Origin of the sequence: Hymenobacter sp. IS2118, from assembly GCF_000715495.1 — a bacterium.
Taxonomy (GTDB): Bacteria; Bacteroidota; Bacteroidia; order Cytophagales; family Hymenobacteraceae; genus Hymenobacter.
Window position 1 is genome coordinate 1 of sequence record NZ_JNLX01000149.1, and the last position, 20,906, is coordinate 20,906.

General features: G+C 63.8%; 15 protein-coding genes. 9 read left to right on the top strand and 6 right to left on the bottom strand.

All coding sequences use genetic code 11. From position 1 onward, the window contains the following. Positions 1-1,619, bottom strand: a 1,619-nt coding sequence (locus GM79_RS14755) for a DUF4011 domain-containing protein (RefSeq protein WP_152560011.1), incomplete at its 3' end; no start/stop codon positions are given. A 165-nt stretch (positions 1,620-1,784) separates the two neighbouring features. Then, entirely contained in the window at positions 1,785-5,264 is a 3,480-nt protein-coding gene (locus tag GM79_RS14760; RefSeq protein ID WP_200875616.1) for a class I SAM-dependent DNA methyltransferase, read from the bottom strand. Positions 5,265-5,972: 708 nt separating this feature from the next. Here GM79_RS14760 and GM79_RS14765 point away from each other — a divergent pair. The 4 genes from GM79_RS14765 (at position 5,973) to GM79_RS14780 (ending at position 10,882) form a co-directional block, all read left to right on the top strand. Beyond that, positions 5,973-7,535, top strand: coding sequence for an FAD-dependent oxidoreductase (locus GM79_RS14765; RefSeq protein WP_035565246.1), 1,563 nt, complete (start codon positions 5,973-5,975; stop codon positions 7,533-7,535). 608 nt (positions 7,536-8,143) lie between these two features. Then, positions 8,144-9,394 (top strand): site-specific integrase, encoded by a 1,251-nt coding sequence (locus GM79_RS14770; RefSeq protein WP_035565248.1) that lies wholly within the window; start codon positions 8,144-8,146, stop codon positions 9,392-9,394. A gap of 48 nt (positions 9,395-9,442) precedes the next feature. Beyond that, positions 9,443-10,435: a hypothetical protein gene (locus GM79_RS14775; protein WP_035565250.1), complete on the top strand. Its 993-nt coding sequence runs from the start codon at positions 9,443-9,445 to the stop codon at positions 10,433-10,435. Between the two features lie 126 nt (positions 10,436-10,561). Beyond that, entirely contained in the window at positions 10,562-10,882 is a 321-nt protein-coding gene (locus GM79_RS14780; protein ID WP_035565251.1) for a helix-turn-helix domain-containing protein, read from the top strand. Between the two features lie 2 nt (positions 10,883-10,884). Here GM79_RS14780 and GM79_RS14785 read toward each other — a convergent pair whose 3' ends face one another. Beyond that, positions 10,885-11,760 (bottom strand): S24 family peptidase, encoded by an 876-nt coding sequence (locus GM79_RS14785; protein WP_035565252.1) that lies wholly within the window; start codon positions 11,758-11,760, stop codon positions 10,885-10,887. Between the two features lie 120 nt (positions 11,761-11,880). Here GM79_RS14785 and GM79_RS14790 point away from each other — a divergent pair, with 120 nt between their 5' ends. From GM79_RS14790 to GM79_RS14815, 5 genes are all read left to right on the top strand, one after another. After that, entirely contained in the window at positions 11,881-12,201 is a 321-nt protein-coding gene (locus tag GM79_RS14790) for a hypothetical protein (protein WP_152560012.1), read from the top strand. 95 nt (positions 12,202-12,296) lie between these two features. Further along, positions 12,297-12,884, top strand: coding sequence for a hypothetical protein (locus tag GM79_RS14795; RefSeq protein ID WP_035565256.1), 588 nt, complete (start codon positions 12,297-12,299; stop codon positions 12,882-12,884). 9 nt (positions 12,885-12,893) lie between these two features. Further along, positions 12,894-13,925 carry a hypothetical protein gene (locus GM79_RS24330; RefSeq protein ID WP_081867788.1) on the top strand — a complete coding sequence of 344 codons (1,032 nt, stop codon included), beginning with the start codon at positions 12,894-12,896 and terminating at the stop codon, positions 13,923-13,925. After that, the gene (locus tag GM79_RS14810) at positions 13,813-14,655 is read left to right on the top strand and encodes a hypothetical protein (RefSeq protein WP_235184077.1); all 843 of its coding nucleotides are present in this window, start codon (positions 13,813-13,815) and stop codon (positions 14,653-14,655) included. Before GM79_RS24330 ends, GM79_RS14810 begins: the two co-directional genes overlap by 113 nt. Continuing rightward, positions 14,652-15,062 carry a VRR-NUC domain-containing protein gene (locus GM79_RS14815; RefSeq protein ID WP_035565266.1) on the top strand — a complete coding sequence of 137 codons (411 nt, stop codon included), beginning with the start codon at positions 14,652-14,654 and terminating at the stop codon, positions 15,060-15,062. The genes GM79_RS14810 and GM79_RS14815 overlap by 4 nt, the downstream gene beginning before the upstream one ends. Positions 15,063-15,177: 115 nt before the next feature. On the opposite strand, the gene GM79_RS14820 is transcribed toward GM79_RS14815, so the two are convergent. The 3 genes from GM79_RS14820 to GM79_RS14830 all read right to left on the bottom strand — a co-directional run bounded on the left by GM79_RS14820 (position 15,178) and on the right by GM79_RS14830 (position 20,645). Then, entirely contained in the window at positions 15,178-16,095 is a 918-nt protein-coding gene (locus tag GM79_RS14820; protein ID WP_035565269.1) for a hypothetical protein, read from the bottom strand. A gap of 2 nt (positions 16,096-16,097) precedes the next feature. Further along, positions 16,098-16,889 (bottom strand): HipA family kinase, encoded by a 792-nt coding sequence (locus GM79_RS14825; RefSeq protein ID WP_161787187.1) that lies wholly within the window; start codon positions 16,887-16,889, stop codon positions 16,098-16,100. A 285-nt stretch (positions 16,890-17,174) separates the two neighbouring features. Beyond that, positions 17,175-20,645: a class I SAM-dependent DNA methyltransferase gene (locus GM79_RS14830; protein WP_035565273.1), complete on the bottom strand. Its 3,471-nt coding sequence runs from the start codon at positions 20,643-20,645 to the stop codon at positions 17,175-17,177. Between the last annotated feature and the right edge of the window lie 261 nt (positions 20,646-20,906).

Genomic DNA, 20,906 nt, shown 5'->3' on the forward strand with positions numbered 1-20,906 from the left:
GGTAGGCCCAGCGGGGTGGCCAGGGCTTCGGCGGCGGCGGGCAGGGCCGGCACGGCTTCGGCGGCGGCGCGCAGGTGGTTGGCCAGGGCGTCCTGGGCGGCGGGCAGCAGCACCAGCAGCTCGCTGCCCCAAAACAGCAGCTCGTTGGGCACGCCGGTTTTTTGCAAGGTGGCTTGCAGGCGGGTGGCCAGGGCTTCGGCGTGGGCGGCGTCGGCATCGGTCCAGGTGCTGAGGCGGGGTAAGGCGAGGCGGGGCAGGGCCACGGGGCCGCGCTCTTCGGCCAGGCGCAGCAGCTCGCCGGCCACCTGCTGGGCCGTGCGGCGGCTGTGGCCCAGGGGCGCGTTCACGGCCAGGGCGTAGTCGTTGAGGGCCTGGCGGTAGCGCGGGAGTTGGGCCATCTGGTCGGCCACGACGGTTGCGTCGGCGGGACGGCCCAGGCTCAGGGTGTGGCGCAGCTCGTCGTGCAGGGCTTTTTTGTTGGCTTTGTGGCTGTGCAGCTCCAGGCAGGCGGCGCCCAGACCCAGGGTGTCGAGCCGGCGCTTCACCACTTCCAACGCGGCCATTTTCTCGGCCACGAACAGTACTTTCTTGCCCGCCCCGATGGCCTCGGCCAGCAGGTTGGCAATGGTTTGCGACTTGCCGGTGCCGGGCGGCCCCTGAATGACGAGGTTGCGCCCCTCGTGCACGGCCAGCAGCGCCAGCAGCTGCGACGAATCCGCGTCCAGCACCTGGTGCAGCTCGGCGGCGGGGCTTTCGGTGTCCAGAAAAGCGGTGTCGCCCACGGTGGGCGGGGCGTCGCGGAAGCCGGTATCGGTGCCCAGCAGCGCCGCGATGGCCGGGTGCGCGAGCAGGCCGTGGCCGGCGGGCCAGTTGGCGGGGTCCAGGTCGCGGTAGAGCATGAACTTACCGAACGAGAAGAAGCCCAGCGCGATGCTATCGACCTCGACGCGCCAGCGCGGCAGGCCCGCAATGGCGGCGGCCACGGCGGCGTAGTACTCCGCCACCTGGCCGTCCTCGTCCAGCTCGGGCAGCGGCAGCACCAGCCCGAAACTGGCCTTCAGCTTGGCTTGCAGCGACAAATTGCCTTCGACCTCGGCGCCGGTGTGGCGCAGCTTGAACCGCTCGGCGGCGGTGCCGCGCTCCAGCAGCACGGGCACCAGCACCAGCGGCGCCTGCCGGGGCTCGTCGCTGCTCTCGGCCTCGTACCAGGTGAGCATGCCCAGGGCCAGGTAGAGAATATTCACGCCCTGCTCTTCGAGGCTGGTGCGGGCGGTGTAGTAGGTGTTGAGCAGGCGGCTTTCCAGCTTGGCCAGGGGCTCGGCGGTCTGCAGCTTGTTGTCGCTGAGCAGGGCCTGGCGCTCGGCCGCAGTGGGTGGGAGCGGCGGGGTTTCGGGCGCGGCGTTCTGGTTGGGTTCGGGGGCGGCCTGGAAATACATGGTTTTGCCCTGGCGCACCAGCACGTCGTAGGCCGGCGCGGCTTCTTCGCGCACCACGGCCACGCCCTGGGCTTTCGAGAGCCGGAAGTTGAGCAGCGGATTGCGCATGCCCAGGTCCAGCAATTCCTGGCGGGAGGCATCGAGGCGGGCCGCCAGGGCCGGGGATTCTTCGGAAGCGAGCATGGGGTTTGGGGGGGATGGTGGCACCCCATCCCCTAACCCCTTCCCCTCCGGGGGAAGGGGAACTAGAGCTAGTTCTAGAACCGGGCTATCAGAATGCTAAAAACTAAAAACTAGTCCCCCTTCCCCCGGAGGGGAAGGGGTTAGGGGATGGGGTGCCCCGCGCCCTCACGCGCTGAACGCCTGCCCCTCGGCATCCACCCGCAGCAGCGCCAGCTCGGCCAGCGACTCCAGCAGGGGCTGGACCTGCGCGGCCCGCACCTTGCCCGCGAAGCTGGCGGCGACTGCCGGGGCGGACAGTGCCGCGCCGGCGCCGGCTTCCACGGCTTCGCGCACGGCGCGCATCTGCTGGGCCAGGGCGGTGGGCCACTCGCGGCGGGCGGCCGGGGCCTCGCTGCTCAGCGCCGCCGTAGCCAGGCCACTGCTCATTGTTAATTGCTCATTGCTAATTGATTTCCCCTGGTAGGCGGGGCGCAGGTAGCGGACGGTGCCGGCGGCTTCTTCGGCGGCGCGCTGCTGGTTGAGGTGCACCAGGCGCAGGAGCAGCTCGGCGGCGGGCAGGGCGGGGGGCCAGCCGTAGGCGGCGGCCACGGCCGCATCGAGCTGCTGGTGCAGGGCCAGCACCACGGCGGCCAGCCCGGTTTCGTGGGTCACCTGCTCCTTGGCCGACAGCGGCTGGCCGGCCCGCAGCTTCTCCACCACGTTGTAGAGGTCGGTGAGGGTGAGGCTGGGGTGCTGGGCCTGCTGGCGCTTGCGGTGGGCGTCGAGCTGTTCGGCCAGCTGGCGGATTTCGGCCTCCTGGGCCGGCGTGGCGGCCGGGAAGGGGAAGGGGTCGAAACAGCGGGATTTAGCATACACCGAGTCGTTGCCAACTCCTAAAAAGCTACCAGTTGCGAAAGCCCAAGTTGTATGAATTCGACTTGATAAAACGCCGAGAAAATAAGCGTCATCAAGAGCAATTGCCACCAGCTTATTATCAGGTAAAATCTCGGATTCGAGAAACTGAAACACTCGATGCTTAGCAGTTTCTGGAGTAGCAATGAAACGAGTTAATCCTCTCAGCGCAGGACGAAAATTTCCTCTCGGCTCGCCAAAAAACCACCAGTTATTGCGGTAGGAAGCACGGTTGTTCTGGTCGCGTTCCGGTTTAACATTTTCTAAGAGATGTTGATAAGCTGCAGGATATTGAGCCAGTACTTCATCAGATTTCAGACCGAAGAAATCAATAACCATTACGCCGCGAGGCTTATCAGTCAGGTCACGGCCGTTGCGGTATGGACGAATATGATTTTCTAAGCCGCTGACAGAATCTAAGCCTAGCTCTTTTGCTTTCTCAGGTTCGACAATAAACCCGGCTCCCATCAATTGCACACCTCGGTTGCCCAAGCCTGCATTTGACTTCAAAGACTTCGCACTATCTAACGCCGCGCCAACGCTCAAATCGGAAAGAATCTGGCCCTTTTGTTCTTCAAAAGTCACTTCGGCGGCTTCTTCGCCTTCGGCCACGGCTTCGGTTTTCAGCGTCAGCAGCTGGCCCGTGGAACCGGCGGCGGTGCGTTCGGCCACCGTCATGGCGATGCGGACGGCGGCGCCCTGGGCGGCATCCACCCAGGGGTGGTCGGGAATGGCGAAGGTGAGGGTGAGCGGGGCCGGGTCGCCTTCCAGAAACGGCTGCATCACGCGCCGGTTGAAGGTTTGCTTGAGGCTGTTGGTGGTGATGAAGCCGAACCGCTCGGCGGGGCCGCGCTGCACGGCGGCGGCGGCGTTGTACCACCAATACATCACGAGGTCGGCCGAATCGGGCACGCGGCCCTTGTAGGCGCGCCGCAGGGCTTCTGTGTAGCCATCGCCGAGGGCCTCGCGCATGCGGGCCGGCCCCACAAACGGCGGGTTGCCCACGATGAAATCGGCTTCGGGCCACTCGGCGGGCCGGGGGTTGGGGTAGTCGAGCACCGGCGTGCGGGCGGTTTCGTCGGGCACGGGCTGGCCGGTGCTGGGGTGGGGGCGGGTGGTGCCGTCCCAGCGGGTCACGGGCTGGCCGTGGGCGTCGAGGCGGGGCGTGGGCGCGTCGTGGCGCAGGGCGGCGTCCTGCTGCACGATGTTGCGGTACTCGTCCAGCAGCGGCTCGGCCAGCTGCGTGATGCCGTTGGTGCGCAGGTGCCATTGCAGGTAGCCGATTTTCAGCACCACGTCGGCAATGGCGGCGGCGCGCGGGTTCAGCTCCAGGCCCAGCAGCTGGCGCGGGCTCACGGTGGTGCCGCTGCCCAGGTCGAGCAGGCCGGTCTGCCCGTAGCTGTTAATGGCAGTGAGCACCTCGCCCTCCAGCCGCTTGAGGTGCTCCAGCGTCACGTACAGGAAATTGCCCGAGCCGCAGGCCGGGTCCAGCACCCGCACTGAGGTGAGGCGCCGCAGAAACGTGAGCAGCTCCTCGCGGGCTTCTTTGGGCCGGTTCTCGTCGAGGCGGCGGGCGCTGGCGGCCTGGGCCGCGGCCCACTCGCGGCGCAGTGGGGCCACCACGGCGGGCACCACCAGGCGCTCCACGTAGCGGCGCGGGGTGTAGTGGGCGCCCAGGCTGTGCCGCTCTTTGGGGTCCAGCGCCCGTTCCAGCAGCGTGCCGAAGATGGCCGGCTCCACCTCGGCCCAGTCGGCCTTGGCAGCTTCGCGCAGCAAAGTCAGCTGGTCGGCATTGAGCGGCAGGGCCGAAGCCTCATGAAACAGCTGCCCGTTGAAGCGCCGCAGCCGGGCCCGCAGGTCGGGCGCGAAGCCGCCGGTGTCCATCGTGTGCCAGAGGCTTTGCAGGGCGTCGGGCAGCAGCGCCCGCAGCTCCGCCGTGGCCGCATAAGCCGCCAGCATGCCCGAAAACGACTCTTTCGGAATCAGCGCCACGTCCTCGGCAAACATCGTGAACAGGCAGCGCATCAGAAACTGGGCCACCACTTCCGAGGCGTGCCCGGCCCGTTCCAGCTGCGCCGAGAGGGCGGCGAGCTGCCCGGCCAGCTGCCGCGTCACCTGCGCCGCCCGCCGGCCGGGGTCCAGCGCCTGCGGGTCCCGAAAGAGTTGGGCCAGGCGGGCGCGCACGGCCTCGTCGGCCAGGTCGGCCAGCCGCAGCCGGTAGGTTTGCGAGTCGGGGAAGGGCACGTAGTTGTCGCCCACGCCGGCAAAGTTGCTGTAGAGGTCGAGGCAGAAGCCCACGTCCACGACCACCACAAACGGGGGCCGGGCTTCGGTGGCGGGCAGGGCGCGCACGTAGCCCAGGGCTTGCTGGCGGGCGGCTTCCATCATCTGGCCCCATTTGGCGGTGCCGCGCACGGCGTGGCCTTTGCGTCGCCGGTCCGCCGGCAGGCCCAGCTCGGCTTTGGCGGCGCGGGCCTGCTGGTCGGGGCTGTCGGTGCCCTGCTTGGTTTCGAGCACGAAGCAGCCGCGCTTGTAGAGGTCGATGCGGCCGGTGCTGCCCTTGCCGCCCGCGCCGCCGCCGGCAAAGGTCACGGCGCGTTCGAGCACGTAGGCATCGTGGGCGGGGTCGTCGGTGGTGGGGTCGGGGCGGGGCACGCCCAGCAAGTCGCAGAGGTCCTGCAAAAACAGGCCGTAGTTGGCGCGCTCGGCCCCGCCGGCGGTCTGCCAGCGGGCCAAAAAGTCGGGGTAGGTCACGGGGGAAGTGGGCAGATGGGGAATGCGGCCCGAACTTACGGCGGCGGGGCGGGATTGGGGAGGGGCCGGGCTTGCGTGCGCCCCGTCAGCCGCGCCCGGTTCCGCGCCCGCCTGGTCCCGGCAAACAGGGCGACGAATTGCGCGTCCAGGGTTAAATATTAGCCGGTTAGTAGGTTAAGTCTCAGCGCTCAACCTTTAGCCGCTAAAGCCGTGTACTAACGTAGTCGCGCACAAGTAGCCGCCGCGCACAAGCAACCGTATTTCAGTTGGTCTGTCATGCTGAGCTTGTCGAAGCATCTCTACCGCCCCGTTGAACGCGTCTGACGATGCGAGCGAGATGCTTCGACAAGCTCAGCATGACGGGTTTTTTGCTTTTTTGTTTATTCGGGAATAAGCAACCGTATTACGTTTGGTCATGCCGAGCGCAGCCGAGGCATCTCGCTCGCTTCATCCGCACCATTCAACGAAGCGAGATGCCTCGGCTGCGCTCGGCATGACCCACGCTTACTCGTGCGTGCTTACTTAAAGTAGGCTTGTTCCCCAACAAGGTCACACTTTTCTGTATTGTAGGAACAAGTCCAAGTTGCCTGGGCGCGACTACCTAACCGGAAACGCCAGACTCGTACGGGGTTTCGTTTTTTCGTTACCCGTCATCCATCGTTCCGCGCAGGCTGACAGCCTTTCTAAAACCATAACCACCTTCACTACATGGCTACTCCCGACACTCTTACCGGCCCCGACCTGGCAACCACCGGCATTGCGCTAACCGACCTGGCCGACGGCGCCATGCTCCGCGGCCACGCCCATGGCGAGCCCGTGCTGCTGGTGCGGCGCGGTGCCGAGCTGCTGGCCGTGGGAGCATTGTGCCCCCACGCCGGCGCGCCGCTGGATACGGGCCTGCTGGTGGGCGACACCGTGCGCTGCCCCTGGCACCACGCCTGCTTCAGCCTGCGCACCGGAGCCGCGCTCCGGGCCCCGGCCCTCGACCCGCTGCCCCGCTGGACGGTGGCGCAGCGCGAGGGCCGCGCCTACGTCACCGGCAAGCAGGAGCAAGGCCCGCTGGCCCCCGATTCGCCCCCGGCCAGCCCCAAAACCGATGCTCATCCGAAGCAGATAGTAATTGTCGGCGCCGGCGGGGCGGGCAGCGCGGCCGCCGAGATGCTGCGCCGCGAAGGCTACGAGGGTAGCATTACCCTGCTCGACGAGGAAGCCGACGTGCCCTACGACCGCACCGCGCTATCCAAAAGCTTCGGCCCCGACAGCGCCCCGAAAGCCGCCCTGCGTCCGGCGGGCTTTTATGCCGAACACAACATCACTATCATTCGGGGCAAAGTAGCCGCGCTGGACGTGAGCGGCCGCCGTGTGCAGCTGGCCGACGGCGCCACCCACGCCTACGATGCGCTGCTGCTGGCCACCGGCGCCGAACCGGTACGCCTCGATATTCCCGGCCACGACCTGCCCCACGTGCACGTGCTGCGCTCCCTGGCCGACCACCGCGCCATTGTGGCCGGGGCGGCCCAGGCGAAAAAAGCCGTGGTGCTGGGCGCTAGCTTTATTGGGCTGGAAGCCGCCGCCGCGTTGCACGAACTGGGGCTGGAAGTGCACGTGGTGGCCCCCGATGACGTGCCGTTGGCCAAGGTGCTGGGCCCGGAGCTGGGCGCCATGGTGCACCGGCTGCACCAGGAAAAAGGCATTCATTTCCATTTGCAGCAAAAGGCCACTGCCATTGAGGCCGAAGCCGTGGTGCTGAAAAACGGCGAGCGGCTGCCCGCCGACCTGGTGGTGGTGGGCATTGGGGTGCGGCCCCGGCTGGCCCTGGCCGAAGCGGCCGGCCTGACCATGGACAAAGGCGTGCTGGTAGACGAATTCCTGCAAACCAGCAGCCCCGGTATCTACGCCGCCGGCGACATTGCCCGCTGGCCCGATGCCCACACCGGCGCGGCCATTCGGGTGGAGCACTGGGTGGTGGCGCAGCGCCAGGGCCAGACGGCCGCCCGCAACATGCTGGGCCAGCGGGAGAAATTCGACGCGGTGCCCTTCTTCTGGAGCAAGCACTACAAGCTGTCGGTGCGCTATGTGGGCCACGCCGAAAAGTGGGACGAGCTGACCACCAACGGCCCCCTGACCGAGCGCGAAGGCAGCGTAGCGTTCCGCCAAAACGGCCACACCCTGGCCGTGGCCAGCGTGCAGCGCGACCTGGACAACCTGAAAGCCGAAGTAGCCCTGGAAGCCAATGACGAGGCCGCCCTGGCAAAGCTGCTGCGCTCCTAAGCCTCTCTGCAGTAAGCCCGCCCCACCAATCCGTGCCGTTAAGCAATGGAGCATAAGTGACCGTACTCTATTTGCGTTGTCATGCTGAGCTTGTCGAAGCATGACAGCTTTTTGCTACACTTACCTTTTACGCGGGTGCTTAAGCAGGTGTGCATAAGTAATCGTATTGGATTTTAACCGTCATGCTGAGCTTGTCGAAGCATCTCTACCGCCTCGTTGAACAACTCCAACGGTGCGGTAGAGATGCTTCGACAAGCTCAGCATGACCCGCTTTTTTGCTACGGTTACTTTTGCCACACTGCTTAAGACCACCTGCCGGCCCGGTAGCGGCCAGCTCGCCAGTACGGCATCGATATAAAAGCAAAAACCCCATTCACAAGCTGTGAATGGGGTTTTTCGTGGTCGTGTAAGGAATAAAGCACCCCGACCCCACCCGACGCTACACGTGCTAAAACCCTCTCAAATCGACTGAAAACGCCTTTGTCAAAATTTCAGCATCGGTTAGTGTCCGATTAAATCCGTTAATAAAGTCCAAACTGTCCGATTTCCTGTCCGATATCGGACAGCCGTTTGTATCTTTAGAGTGGCAACTAAAACCCCTCTAAAGCATGGCTAAGGTAACATTTTTGCTCTATAATCCGGCCGCCGACAAGCCCACGCCTATCATTGCATCCGTCACTTTCGACGGCCAGCGCCACAAGGTTTACGTTGGCATTTCCATCATTCCGCAGCACTGGAACAAGGAAGACCAAAAGGCATTGACGCGCGGCTATTCGCATACCAACAACAGCAGCATCAACGATACTTTAGAGGACACCAAGACCCGGCTGCTCAAGTGCTACGACGACCACCGCGCCGTGGGCACCCTGCCAACGCTGGCCACCCTGAAGACCGTGGCCGAGCCCGTAGAAAGTGCGTCGGAGCCGGAACCTGTTCCCGACAGCGCCGAGGCTGAAGCCCCCGCCCGTCCGGACCTGCTCACCACCTTCTCCAACTGGATTGAGAACCGCGGCCTCACGCAAAGCCCCAACACCGTCCGCACGTACCGCACCTGCCTCCGGCACCTGCGCGACATGCAGCGCATCGAACGCTACGCCATCGATTTCGACACCGTGAGCCACGGCTTCGGCGAAAAGTTCGCCCGTTACCTGCTCACCAAGCGCAACCTCATCGACAGCGTCATCAACAAAAACCTGTTTCGCATCAAGCACTTTTTGGTGTGGGCTCAGGAAAACGGCTACCCCGTCGTCGTCGAGCCCAAGCAGTTTCGCTGGCAGCACCAGGAGCCGGAAATTCTGACCCTCACCCGCGCCGAGGTGCAACGCCTGGCCGACCTCGACCTGAACAGTCACCCCGCCCTCGACAACGCCCGCGCCCTGTTCCTGATTGGCGTGTACACCGGCCTGCGCTTCTCCGACGTGGCCGCGTTGAAGCCCGAGCACATCCAGCCCGACCGCCTGCGCCTCACCACCCAGAAAACCCGCACCACCCTCACCGTACCGGTGCGCCCTGAGGCTCAGCCGCTGCTGGCCCGCGTGACCGCCGGCACCCTGCGCCCCATTGCCAACCAGAAGCTCAACGGCCACCTCAAGGAGCTGGCGCAGCTGGCCGGCATCGAGGCCCCCACCGAGCGGGTGCGCTACGCCGGCGGCCAGCGCCGCGCCCACACCGCCCCAAAGTATGAGTTCGTGACCACGCACACGGCCCGCCGCACCTTCGTCACGCTGGCCCTGGAGGCCGGGGTACGGCCCGAAGTGGTGATGCGCATTACCGGCCACAAAAGCTTGGCCGCCTTCCGGCGCTACGTCAATGTTAGCGAAGACACGATGCTGAGTGAGTTTTCCCGCGCCTTCGCATAGCCGTGCCCGCACTAGCCCTCTATTTTCTACCTCTCCAAACAGGCATTCGTGGCCGTTATTCGCCAATACCCGATTCCAGTCGACGCACTTCCGCTGGAAGTAGGCGACGCTTACGAAAGCCTGGCATTAGACCTGAGCGACTGGCTGAGCGCACCCAGCCCGTTTTCTTCCGATAACCTGGTCGACTATTTCGAAGAACACCTGGCCCAATGCGGCACCCCCGAAACCCGAATCAGGTACCTGTGCCGGTTGACGATGGGAGGGGGCACAAACAGGGAGGGATACCCCGAAGCAGCCGATGACCTCAAGCGGGTGCAGGGCACGTCACCCATCCGCGCCTACGAGGAGGACTACAACCGCACGCTGTTCATCGACACATACTTTTTCTCCTGGTTGGCCGTGCGGCTCACCGAAGCAGTTTGCGAGTACGCCGGCAGCTCCCGGCTGCGCGGGGCCAGGGCCAGCCTGTGGGCCGAATGGGAGGCTACGGCGCAACGCCGGGTGATGTACCGCACGGACGACCACAGCACCCGGCAGCTGCTCCGCTACTTGTTTGGGGTGCTGATACCCTTTGCCGGGCGCAGCCGCACCCAGAGCCTCGGCAACGTGGCCGAACAGTTTCGGCAGTCAGTGCCGCGGCCAACTCCCGCCGCCAAGCCGCCACTGCCCCCGCCCGATGCCAAGCCGCAAAACCTGGAAATGCTGTGCCAAAACGGGCTTACTCCGGCCAACGTCCGCGACCTGCTCGCACAGCTCGGTGCCATCGACGCCCAAACCGGCCACTGGCACTTGGGCGAACTGACCGGCAAGCCCGGCAAAGTAAAAAGCGCCTTCCCCGCCGCCTATCGGGCCTTGGCCGATAAAGGGCTACTGCTGAAGCTGGAAGGACCAACGTGGCGACAAATCTTCGTAACCGAGTTCAAGGCTGACATCAGCCTGCGCATGGCTAACTACGACACGAAAGGCCAAGCCAGCAACGCCTTTCACGATTACTACGCCGAGTCTCTGCGTTGGATTACCATCTGGAAAGCAGAACATTGATTTTCGTGCAGACCTTACGTGCGTTCGTGCGGGATTCGTGCGGACTTCATGCGGACGATTGACCCCGCATGAAAAACAGGCTCCCTTTGTGCCGTCGCTGGCCAACACCCCCAGCGGCACCCGCACATGGAGCCCTTCATCCTAAGCCCCGTTCCCTATGCTCAGCTGCTCGAAGACCTGCGGGCCATCTTCCGGCACGAAACCAACCAGCGTCCCGCCACGGCCCAGGGCACGTCTGACACCCCGGCCACCGACCTGCTGACCGTGCAGGAGGCCGCCGAGATGCTCGACGTGTGCCCCCAGACCGTCCACGAGTGGAAGCGGCGCGGCCTGCTCACCTACCACAAGATGGGCCGCCGCACCTACCTCAAACGCGCCGAGGTACTGGCCGCGCTCAAGTCGGAAAAGCGCACCGTCAAAACCGGAAAGGGGACCGGCCGTGCGTAGCGCTATTTCCGCGCCGTGGCCGCGGTCCCCTGGTTTAGGAACTGGCGCACTTCGTTGTAATCGTGGCCCAGCAGCTCAATCACTTCCTGCAGCCGCTCCATCAAGCGGGCCGCCGTGTAATCGGGCTTGCCCGGAATGTTCGACGAGAGGTAGCCCCGCACCATCCACAGCTGCTGCAAATCCTCCACCGGCAGCTTGTAGGGCTTGAAAGCGGGGTTGTCCGAGTGCAGCTCGAACGTCCCGCGCCGGTCGGTAATCACGGCCGGAATGCGCTTGAGCAACAGGTTTTCATGGGTTACCACCACGTAGCACTCATCCGGTTTGAGCAGGTCCAGCCGGTCCACGCTCTTGCACACCACGATGTCGCGGTGCCGAAAGGTCGGGTACATGCTGTCCCCGTCCACCTCAAACGCCCGGTACTCGCCGTACTCGAAACCCGGCAGGTGGTACGATTTCATGTCCTGCAGGTACACCGCCTCATTGCACAGCGTCGGATAACCCGCCTGCACCGACAGCGGCACCAGCATCGTGGTTTCGTTGCCCGTCCGGTCCAGCGTTACGGTCAACACCTGTGCGCTGCTGAACACCGCCCGCGGTAGTTGAGCCGCTGGTTTAGGCATTTCAATAGCGGCCGGCTGCGCGCTGTGCAGCATCGGCCCCTTGCCCATCAGCAGCCACTCGGCCGATACATCCGGAAAGGCCGACAGCAAATCCGTCGTCGTTTCATACGACGGCTTCACGTCTCCGCTGAGCACTTTGTACAGCTTCGAGGACCGGGCGTAGCCCAGTTTCTGGTTCGCTTCATAGGTGCTAAGGCGGTAGTGCTCAAAAAGCTGCTTGATGCGGCCACCGGTGTCCCCATCTACACCGGCTGACATTTCTTTTTTGGGTTGTTGCTCAACAGATTCCATAAATGTGGGCCTCGTTTAGTGCACATTAGGCAGTGTATTTACGCATTTATGCGTTAATTGCCTTAGTAATTCTTACAAATGTACGTCATGAATAACAAAATGTACGTCACGGATAACAAAATGGAAAACAAGGATAATAAAATGGAAGACAGGGATAACAAAATGGACAAGCCACCCACCCTGCACGAGCTGATTAAGGCTCTCGGCGACCGCACCAATGTAGTGGGCGACGCCCTGCGCCGCCTCATCGAGCAGGGCCACACCTATACGCGCTCTGCCATCTACACCACCATCCAGCGCGACGGCCGCAACAACCCCATCATCGCCACCGCCGTGCTCGACGCCATCGAAGCCGAGAAGCAGGCCCGCGCTGCGTTCGACGCCCGCCGCCAGGCCCTGGCCGCCTAAGCATAGCCCTCTTCCTGATTCTCCTTGCGCACAATGCCCTAAAAAAGGCATTGCTGGCACCGCTTTGCCCATTCCATCCCTAATTCTCGCCAACCATGTCCCAGCTATTACCTGTCGTCGGCCCAGCCGGGTCCGTCCCAGACAATCCTGAGGCCGCTGCCTCCATCATCACCATCCAGAAGGCCAAACTCAAGGACCAGCACCTAACGTGCGAGTTCACCGAGCAGCGCACCCAGGACGCGCCCCCGCGCAGCTTCGCCCTGACCTGTGCCGAACAGGTTCACCCTGACCTCACCCATCGTCTCAGCCGCCTGGTGCCGCACCTCTGCCTGCTCACCGAGCAACTGACCGAAGGCCCCGACTACTGGCCCGACGAATCCGAAGAGTTACCCGCGCTATTCGAGCAATTCACCGTCACCGGCTTCTCGATGGGCCGCAACCAAAGCGGAGTCACGCTCATCGGCCAGCGCGAGCTAATCGGTGGCCGGGTGCTCAACCTGACCACGCCCTACCAGTCCTTCGATGACGAGCAGGGCAGCTACCTCTACGCTCCCCTGCTCGAAACCGAGCTGTTGGAGGCCTTAGCCGAGGTAGAGGCCGCGCTACGGGGCAAATGCACCGAATTCCGCCAACTCGATTTGTTCGAGCAGCCCGCCGCCGCGCAGCTTGGCGGGGCCCAGTAGCCCGCCGCCGTGAATTATGTGCAGCACACCCGCGCCGCCCACGAGTGGCTACGCGCCCAGGCCGGGGCCACCCCGCACCACGTCAGCCTGTATTGGGCCCTGTTTTTCCAGTGGAACGCCGCCCGCTTCCCCGCAGCCCTCGACCTCGACCATGCCGCCACCATGCAGGCTGCCCGCATCGGCAGCCGCCATACCTACCGCGCCGTACTGCGCGACCTCGACACTTGGAGCCTGCTTACCTACCACCCCAGCCAGTCCCGCTACGACCAAAGCCGTTGCCTCCTGCGCGACTTGTCCTGTCCCGACGTGGCACAACCCAGACCCGCCGCACCAGGGCCAGAAGTGGCCCCGATGAACCCCCGCACCGAGGCCACTTCTGGCCCACATAAAACCGCCGCATCGGGGCCAGAACTGACCCAAGCACTTAGGCCAGAAGTGGCCCCGATGAAGGCTTCATGTGGGCCAGAAGTGGCCCAAGACACTATAGTAAGTAAAACAATACTCTTAAACAGTGTAGTAGTAAACAGCGCTGCCGCTGCGCAAAAAAATAGGGGAGGGGCTTCACCCCCAGACGACGGGCATTCAAAAAAGCCGGAACTGTCCGACGATTCCCAGCCGCCGCCAGGCGCAGCCCCCAAGAAAAAAGTTGCGCAAAAAAAGAAGGGGGTACACGCCGACACCATCCGCGCTGCGGCCACCGCCCCGCCCAATCAATCGGCCCGGCGCGGCCCAGCCCCTGACCTGCCCTTCGCTCAATCGGTGATAGCCTCGCTCGAAGACTTCACCGCCGCATTTGCCGGCACCGATTACGCCCTGGCTGACCTGCCTTTCTACCACGAGTTGGTCGCCAGCTGGCGCGACAAAACCACCGGCGAAGCCCCCCGCCGCAAAGATTGGGTAGCCACCGCCAAACGCTTCATGCTCAACGATGCTCGCGATAACCGCCTCAAACTCGCTCCCGGCGTCCACCGCCACGACCCCGCAGCCGGCCACGCCGGAGCACGCCCTACTGGCTACCGCAGCAGCCGCTACGATTCGTGAGCTGGCCCACACTCCCAACGAGGAGGCCCGTGAAATCGTGGCCGAAATGTCGGTGGGCCTCAACCGCACCGTGGCCCTCGCCGCCCCCAAAATCTTCCAGCTCAACCACCGGCTCGGCGAGGCCACCGTGGTCAAGCTGCTGGTACTTCTCCTCAAATGCTTCGTCGACTCGGTGCGCGTACCCGACAAGCTCGGCCCGGCCGACATCATCGAAGTGGCCGACACCCTGGCCCAAACCTACACCCACGACAGCATCAAGGACATTCTGCTGGCCCTCAAAGAAGCCCGCACGAGCGGCACCATCTTCTACCAGGCCCTGGATGCCAGCCAGATTTACGCCATCATCAACGCCTATTTCGACAAGAAATCCACTTGGCTCGAAAGCCAACACCACGACCGCAAGGCCCAGGGCAGTAGCCTGGAGCACAGCGCCGTGGCCCAGCTCCGCCAGTTCGGCCCGCAGCTGACGCAGCACCTGCAGCTGCGCATCGCCCCCGACCACCCCAACGCCGACCAGCTCCGCCGCAAACTCAGCCTCACCGCCGCCCGGGAGCGCCGCGGCCTCATCACCCCCGCCCAGGCCGCCCAAAGCCGCGCCGACGTGGCCGCCGCCAACGTCCGCAAAGCCCGCGCCGACTGGCAGCCCCGCCCCGAGGCCCAGGCCGCCATCAACGCCCGCCACCGCACCGAAGACCAGGCCCTGGCCGACAAATACCGTGTCCGCTCATGAACCCCGAACCCCCCACCATGGCCCTCGCCAAAAAGCACGACCAGCTGCCCCTCGACCTCGGCCAGCTCTACGCCGCCGACATTACCGGTGCCATCCTGGCCTTCCTCACCCACCACGGCTACACCGCCTGGCGCCAGAACACCACCGGCATCTACGACGCCGCCAAAGCCCGCTGGCGCGTCAACCCCCAGGGTAGGAGAGGAGTGCCCGATATCATCGGCTTCCGCAACCGCGACGGCGTGTTTATCGGCGTCGAAGTCAAAACCGGCCGCGACCAGCTCCGCGACGACCAGAAGCAGTTTCTCGATGAGTTGAAAGCCGCTAACGGTCTGGCCTTTGTCGCACATAGCTTTGTGCAGTTTCAGCAGTCGTTCGAGCGGCGCGGCCTCCACCGCCAAGCCGCCTGACTAAGCCCAACCCTCGCCGTTTTTCTCAACTGACAAAAAGCCCCGAGCACTTCTGTACCCGGGGTTGTTGTTTTTTTCTGGTACGCAGCTGTGAGCAGCTTGCAGCACGAGATGATTAAGTCAACTGGTCGAATTCTGCTTGCGCTGCTGCCGGTGCCAGGAAGGTGGTAGCATTTGTCTGCTCTATTCGGTCGGCCACCAAAGCTGCCTCTTCGGTGGCAATCACCCGAAACAGCGACTCCTTGCGTATGGCCCGCCAAAATTTGTGCTTATCCGCGTCGGTAAAGGCGTCCGGTTCGTCGGCGATGATGTACAGCACGTTCTCCGCTGGCTTCTTCGGCTTGTAGTGCTCACTCAGACTTTTCAGGGCAATCCGACATTCATTGGCGTGCTGCTGCAGCGTATTTATCGTGTACTGCTCCAGCGGCAGGCTGTGCGCGCCAATAAGCGCGCCATTCATCCCGATGCAATCCAGTCGCAGATTGAAAAATATGTCGGGCAGCACCTTGGGCGTAAGTAGCACATTGGTGTGCACCTGCCGCTCCACTCGCTGAATCAATTGCTTCACTGGCTGCGACACCAGCACCCGCTGGCGGCTGCGTTTGGCTTGTTCAGTCGAATCCACCAGGTTGCTGAACAGCACCCGGAATAAGTTTTCCGGACTGTCGTCCGCAAACACCGCCACGGCCGCCGGGGTGTCAATTCGCAGAATGCCGTTTGAGTAGCGGCTCAGGTATTCCCAATTAGCCCGGTTCAGGAGCAGCGTCGCGTCGGGCACTTCCTCAACAGCCGCCGCCGCACGGCGCACATCCGTATCCGCCTCCAGCCGGGCAATCAGTTGCCGCACCGCGTACTGTAGCGTCGCCTCGGCCCGACGAGCCAGCAAAAACGAGAGCTTCAGCTTCCGGGCCGACACTTCGTGCCAGTACCGCTCCCCGTCAAACAACACCAGCCCCACAACCACGGCTTCGCCCGATGCCGGATTGGGCACCACGCGCAGCAGGGTATAAAAGGGCTGGTCAGTAGGGTTCATGGTTAAGAAAGGGAGTCCAAAAATTCCGCCCACAAATTAGCTAAACGGTTCTGACAGAACAGAAAATAAAACAAACTGGTTTGTTCCGCCTCACTTAATTGATAAGGTGCAGGCATCAACGCACATACGGCTAAAAACTGCGCCCGGCACTTTTCGATGCGAAGATAGTAGCCTTCTTTCAGCTCTTCGGCCCACAGCAGCGGGTTGCGCCGCTGCCACCGCCGCAACACGGCCTGTGCAGCGGCAGCCTGAACCAGGTTCGCATTGTAGCTGAAGTAGGTCTGACGAAAGTCAAGATTTTCAAACCGGTCCGAAGTAAAGGTATAGGCGTGGTCGATGGCCCAACACCGCAGCCGGCCCCGTGCCCCCGCCGGGCCAGGGTCCGGCGCTAGGATTAGGTTGTGGTGGCTGGCTCGCCGGTCGTCGTTCGATACCCAGGCATCAAATAAAGCCGTCCACAGCAAGTCCTCCGGATTGGTCAACAGGTCCAGCTCCGACAAATTTCCTTGTTGGATAAAATCACTGCTGTCCAATGCATCGGGTACCGCTTGCGACCCAAAACACGGCTCCCCCAAGTGCCGTGCGGCTGACCGGGCCGCCACCGGTAGGTTTTGCCGCACTGCTTCTGGTACCAAGAGCAGCGCCACTTCGGGCGTTTCCACCCCCCAGCAGCGTAGCAGAAAATGGCATAACCACTCGCATTTCAGCTCGTAGGCTTGGTGCTGCACGTATTTCAGGTAGTACTGCTCCCCATTATCCGCCAGCACGAGCAAGGGTTTGTGGGCCGTGGGCATCACGTCCAGTACCAGGCGTACCCGTTGTTGCGCAATCGGAGTCAGCATACGGCTGCGTGCAAATCGGCTGTTCCGGGGGGCTGCAAGCAAATCAAGCGGACGTCCTGCATAAAGTCGATGTTGCCCCACAAGCCAAACACTCGATTGGCGGGCCGCGAAGTTACACGTATTGTGCAATGGCAGGCTACTACTCCATACGACATCAAGGCGAGGCGAACCAGCCACTGAGCGAAAGCGAGAGACCCTTGTTCAGTGCAGTTGCCAGCGGCCGCCCTCAAGCGCACTCTAAACAGCATACCCATCCATTTCCGGCACGTGCCGCACCAGCGCCAGCTCCGCCAGCGACTCCAGCAGCGGCTGCACCTGCCCGGCCCGCACCTTGCCCGCAAAGCAGCCGGCCACGCCCGCGGCCGTCAGCGCCCCGCCCGCGCTGCCTTCCACCACCTCGCGCACGGCCCGCATCTGCTGCGCCAGGCCCGCCGGCCACTCGCGCCGCACGGCCGTTACCTCGCTGCCCACCACTTCGGTGGTCAGCCCCTGGCGCATCGACAGCTGCTCGCTGCCCGCGCCCGCCGGGGCCTGGTAGGCCGGCCGCAGGTAGCGCACCGTGCCCGCTGCTTCTTCCGCCGCCCGCTGCTGGTTTAGCTGCACCAGCCGCGTGAGCAGCTCGGCATCGGGCAGGGTGGAGGGCCAGCCGTAGGCCGCCGCCACGGCCGCATCGAGCTGCTTGTGCAGCTCCAGCACCACGGCCGCCAGCCCGTTTTCGTGGGTCACTTGCTCCTTGGCCGTGAGGGGCAGCCCGGCTCGCAGCTTCTCCACCACGTTGTAGAGGTCGGTGAGGGTGAGCGTGGGGTGTTGCGCCTGCTGGCGCTTGCGGTGGCCGTCGAGCTGTTCGGCCAGCTCGCGGATTTCCGCTTGTTGGGCTTCGGTGGCGGCAGGGAAAGGGAAGGGGTCGAAGCAGCGGGAGTTGTTGTAACGTGGCCTGTCTTCCAATGTGCCACCTGTTGCTGACGCCCAAATCTTATGTATTCGACTTGAAAGAATGCCTAAATGATAAGCGTCATCAGAAGCAATTGCTACAAGCCCTTGGTCTGGTAAAACATCGCCATCAACAAACACAAAAAATCTGTGCTTGGCGGTCATTGGAGTGACTATGTAACGAGCTAATTCATCAAGTGCAGGACGAAAGCTTGACCTTGCTTCAGCATGAATCCACCAAAAATCCCGGTAACTGGCACGTTGATTTGTTGCCCGCTCTGGTTTTACTGTTTCTAATAAATGCTGATAAATCTTTGGGTGACTTGAAAGCACTTCGTTCTCCTGAAAACCTAGAAAGTCAATAACAAATACTCCTCTGGACTTCGCTGTAATATCCTTACCGTTTAGATAGGGCTTAATATGGTTCTCAACACCGGTAACGCTTCCTAATCCAAGCTCTTGTGCCATTTCGGGTTCTACAACGAAACCGCTGCCCACTAGACAAATGCCACGATTTCCCAGCCCAATATTGGCTTGCAGCGCATCGGCAGAATCTAGTTTTGCTCCAATAGACAGGTCAGATAAAATCTGTCCTTCTTGGACATCAAACGTCACTTCAGCCGCTTCTTCTCCTTCGGCCACGGCTTCCGTTTTCAGCACCAGCAGCTGGCCGGCGGAACCGGCGGTGGTGCGTTCGGCTACCGTCATGGCGATGCGCACGGCGGCGCCCTGGGCGGCATCTACCCAGGGGTGGTCGGGAATGGCGAAGGTGAGGGTGAGCGGGGCCGGTTCGCCTTCCAGGAAGGGCTGCATCACGCGGCGGTTGAAGGTTTGCTTGAGGCTGTTGGTGGTGATGAAGCCGAACCGCTCGGCGGGGCCGCGCTGCACGGCGGCGGCGGCGTTGTACCACCAGTACATCACGAGGTCGGCCGAGTCGGGCACCTTGCCTTTGTAGGCGCGGCGCAGGGCTTCGGTGTAGCCGTCGCCGAGGGCGTCGCGCATCCGGGCCGGCCCCACAAACGGCGGGTTGCCCACGATGAAATCGGCTTCGGGCCACTCGGCGGGCCGGGGGTTGGGGTAGTCGAATACGGGCGTGCGGGCGGTTTCGTCGGGCACGGGCTGGCCCGTGGTGGGGTGGGGGCGGGTGGTGCCGTCCCAGCGGGTCACGGGCTGGCCGTGGGCATCGAGGCGGGGCGTGGGCGCGTCGTGGCGCAGGGCGGCATCCTGCTGGCGGATGTTGCGGTACTCATCGAGCAGCGGCTCGGCCAGCTGCGTGATGCCGTTGGTGCGCAGGTGCCATTGCAGGTAGCCGATTTTCAGCACCACGTCGGCAATGGCCGCCGCGCGCGGGTTCAGCTCCAGGCCCAGCAGCTGGCGCGGGCTCACCGTCGTGCCGCCGCCCAGGTCGAGCAGGCCCGTTTGGCCGTAGCTGTTGATGGCCGTCAGCACTTCGCCCTCCAGCCGCTTGAGGTGCTCCAGCGTCACGTACAGGAAATTGCCCGAGCCGCAGGCCGGGTCCAGCACCCGCACCGAGGTGAGGCGCCGCAGAAACGTGAGCAGCTCCTCGCGGGCTTCCCGGGGCTTGTTCTCCTCCAGACGCCGGGCGCTGGCCGCCTGCGCCGCCGCCCACTCCCGGCGCAGCGGCGCCACCACGGCCGGCACCACCAGGCGCTCCACGTAGCGGCGCGGGGTGTAGTGCGCCCCCAGGCTGTGCCGCTCCTTGGGGTCCAGGGCCCGTTCCAGCAGCGTGCCGAAGATGGCCGGCTCCACTTCCGCCCAGTCCGCCTTCGCCGCCTCACGCAGCAGCGTCAGCTGGTCGGCATTCAGCGGCAGCGCCGAGGCATCATGAAACAGCTGCCCGTTGAAGCGCCGCAGCTTGGCCCGCAGGTCCGGCGCGAAGCCGCCTTTATCCATGGTGTGCCACAGGCTTTGCAGCGCATCAGGCAGCAGCGCCCGCAGCTCCGCCGTGGCCGCGTACGAGGCCAGTAGCCCCGAAAACGAGTCTTTGGGAATCAACGCCACGTCCTCGGCAAACATCGTGAACAGGCAGCGCATCAGAAACTGCGCCACCACGTCGGAGGCGTGCCCGGCCCGCTCCAGCTGCGCCGAGAGGGCCGCCAGCTGCCCGGCCAGCTGCCGCGTCACCTGCGCCGCCCGCCGGCTCGGGTCCAGCTGCTGCGGGTCGGTGAAGAGCTGCGTCAGCCGGGCCAGTACTTTCTCGTCGGCCAGGTCGGCCAGCCGCAGCCGGTAGGTCTGCGAGTCGGGAAAGGGCACGTAGTTGTCGCCCACGCCGGCGAAGTTGCTGTACAGGTCGATGCAGTAGCCCACGTCGACCACCACCACAAACGGTGGCCGGGGTTCCGAGCCGGGCAGGGCCCGCACGTAGCCCAGCGCCTGCTGGCGGGCGGCTTCCATCATCTGGCCCCACTTGGCGGTGCCGCGCACGGCGTGGCCCTTGCGGCGCTTGTCGGCGGGCAGGCCCAGCTCGGTTTTGGCCGCCTTGGCCTGCTGGTCGGGCGTGTCGGTGCCCTGCTTGGTTTCCAGCACGAAGCAGCCGCGCTTGTAGAGGTCAATGCGCCCGGTGCTGGCCTTGCCGCCGCTGTTGCCGAACGTCACGGCCCGCTCCAGCACGTAGGCATCCTGCGCGGGGTCGTCGGAAGTGGCATCGGGCCGGGCCACGCCCAGCAGGTCGCAGAGGTCAGTCAGAAACAGGCCATAGTTGGCCCGTTCCGCACCGCCGGATTTCAGCCAGCGGGTTTCAAAGTCGGTGTATAGCACGGGGGGGAAGTAGTCCTTGCGGCGTAGGGCGGCTTTCCGAAGAAAGCCGGCGGATGGGTAGCAGGACGAAGGTAGCTTTCATTGCCAACGGTTGCTAAACAGTTGGCCTGATTTACCGAAAGTCTGTTTTCCTGCTGACTAGCTCTGCTTGCTGTCAGCCAGGCAGAAAATACCTTTCTATTCCTGATAGACCGCAAAATCCCGAAACCCAGCGGGAACCGTGGCACCATCTTCGCCTTGGGCAATTTGCATCGCCTCCCG

Coding starts and splice junctions, on each gene's coding strand:
- GM79_RS14765 (WP_035565246.1), top strand. CDS start 5,973: ATGGCTACTCCCGACACTCTTACCGGCCCCGACCTGGCAACCACCGGC.
- GM79_RS14770 (WP_035565248.1), top strand. CDS start 8,144: ATGGCTAAGGTAACATTTTTGCTCTATAATCCGGCCGCCGACAAGCCC.
- GM79_RS14780 (WP_035565251.1), top strand. CDS start 10,562: ATGGAGCCCTTCATCCTAAGCCCCGTTCCCTATGCTCAGCTGCTCGAA.
- GM79_RS14785 (WP_035565252.1), bottom strand. CDS start 11,760: ATGTCAGCCGGTGTAGATGGGGACACCGGTGGCCGCATCAAGCAGCTT.
- GM79_RS14790 (WP_152560012.1), top strand. CDS start 11,881: ATGAATAACAAAATGTACGTCACGGATAACAAAATGGAAAACAAGGAT.
- GM79_RS14795 (WP_035565256.1), top strand. CDS start 12,297: ATGTCCCAGCTATTACCTGTCGTCGGCCCAGCCGGGTCCGTCCCAGAC.
- GM79_RS14810 (WP_235184077.1), top strand. CDS start 13,813: ATGCTCGCGATAACCGCCTCAAACTCGCTCCCGGCGTCCACCGCCACG.
- GM79_RS14815 (WP_035565266.1), top strand. CDS start 14,652: ATGAACCCCGAACCCCCCACCATGGCCCTCGCCAAAAAGCACGACCAG.
- GM79_RS14820 (WP_035565269.1), bottom strand. CDS start 16,095: ATGAACCCTACTGACCAGCCCTTTTATACCCTGCTGCGCGTGGTGCCC.
- GM79_RS14825 (WP_161787187.1), bottom strand. CDS start 16,889: ATGCCCACGGCCCACAAACCCTTGCTCGTGCTGGCGGATAATGGGGAG.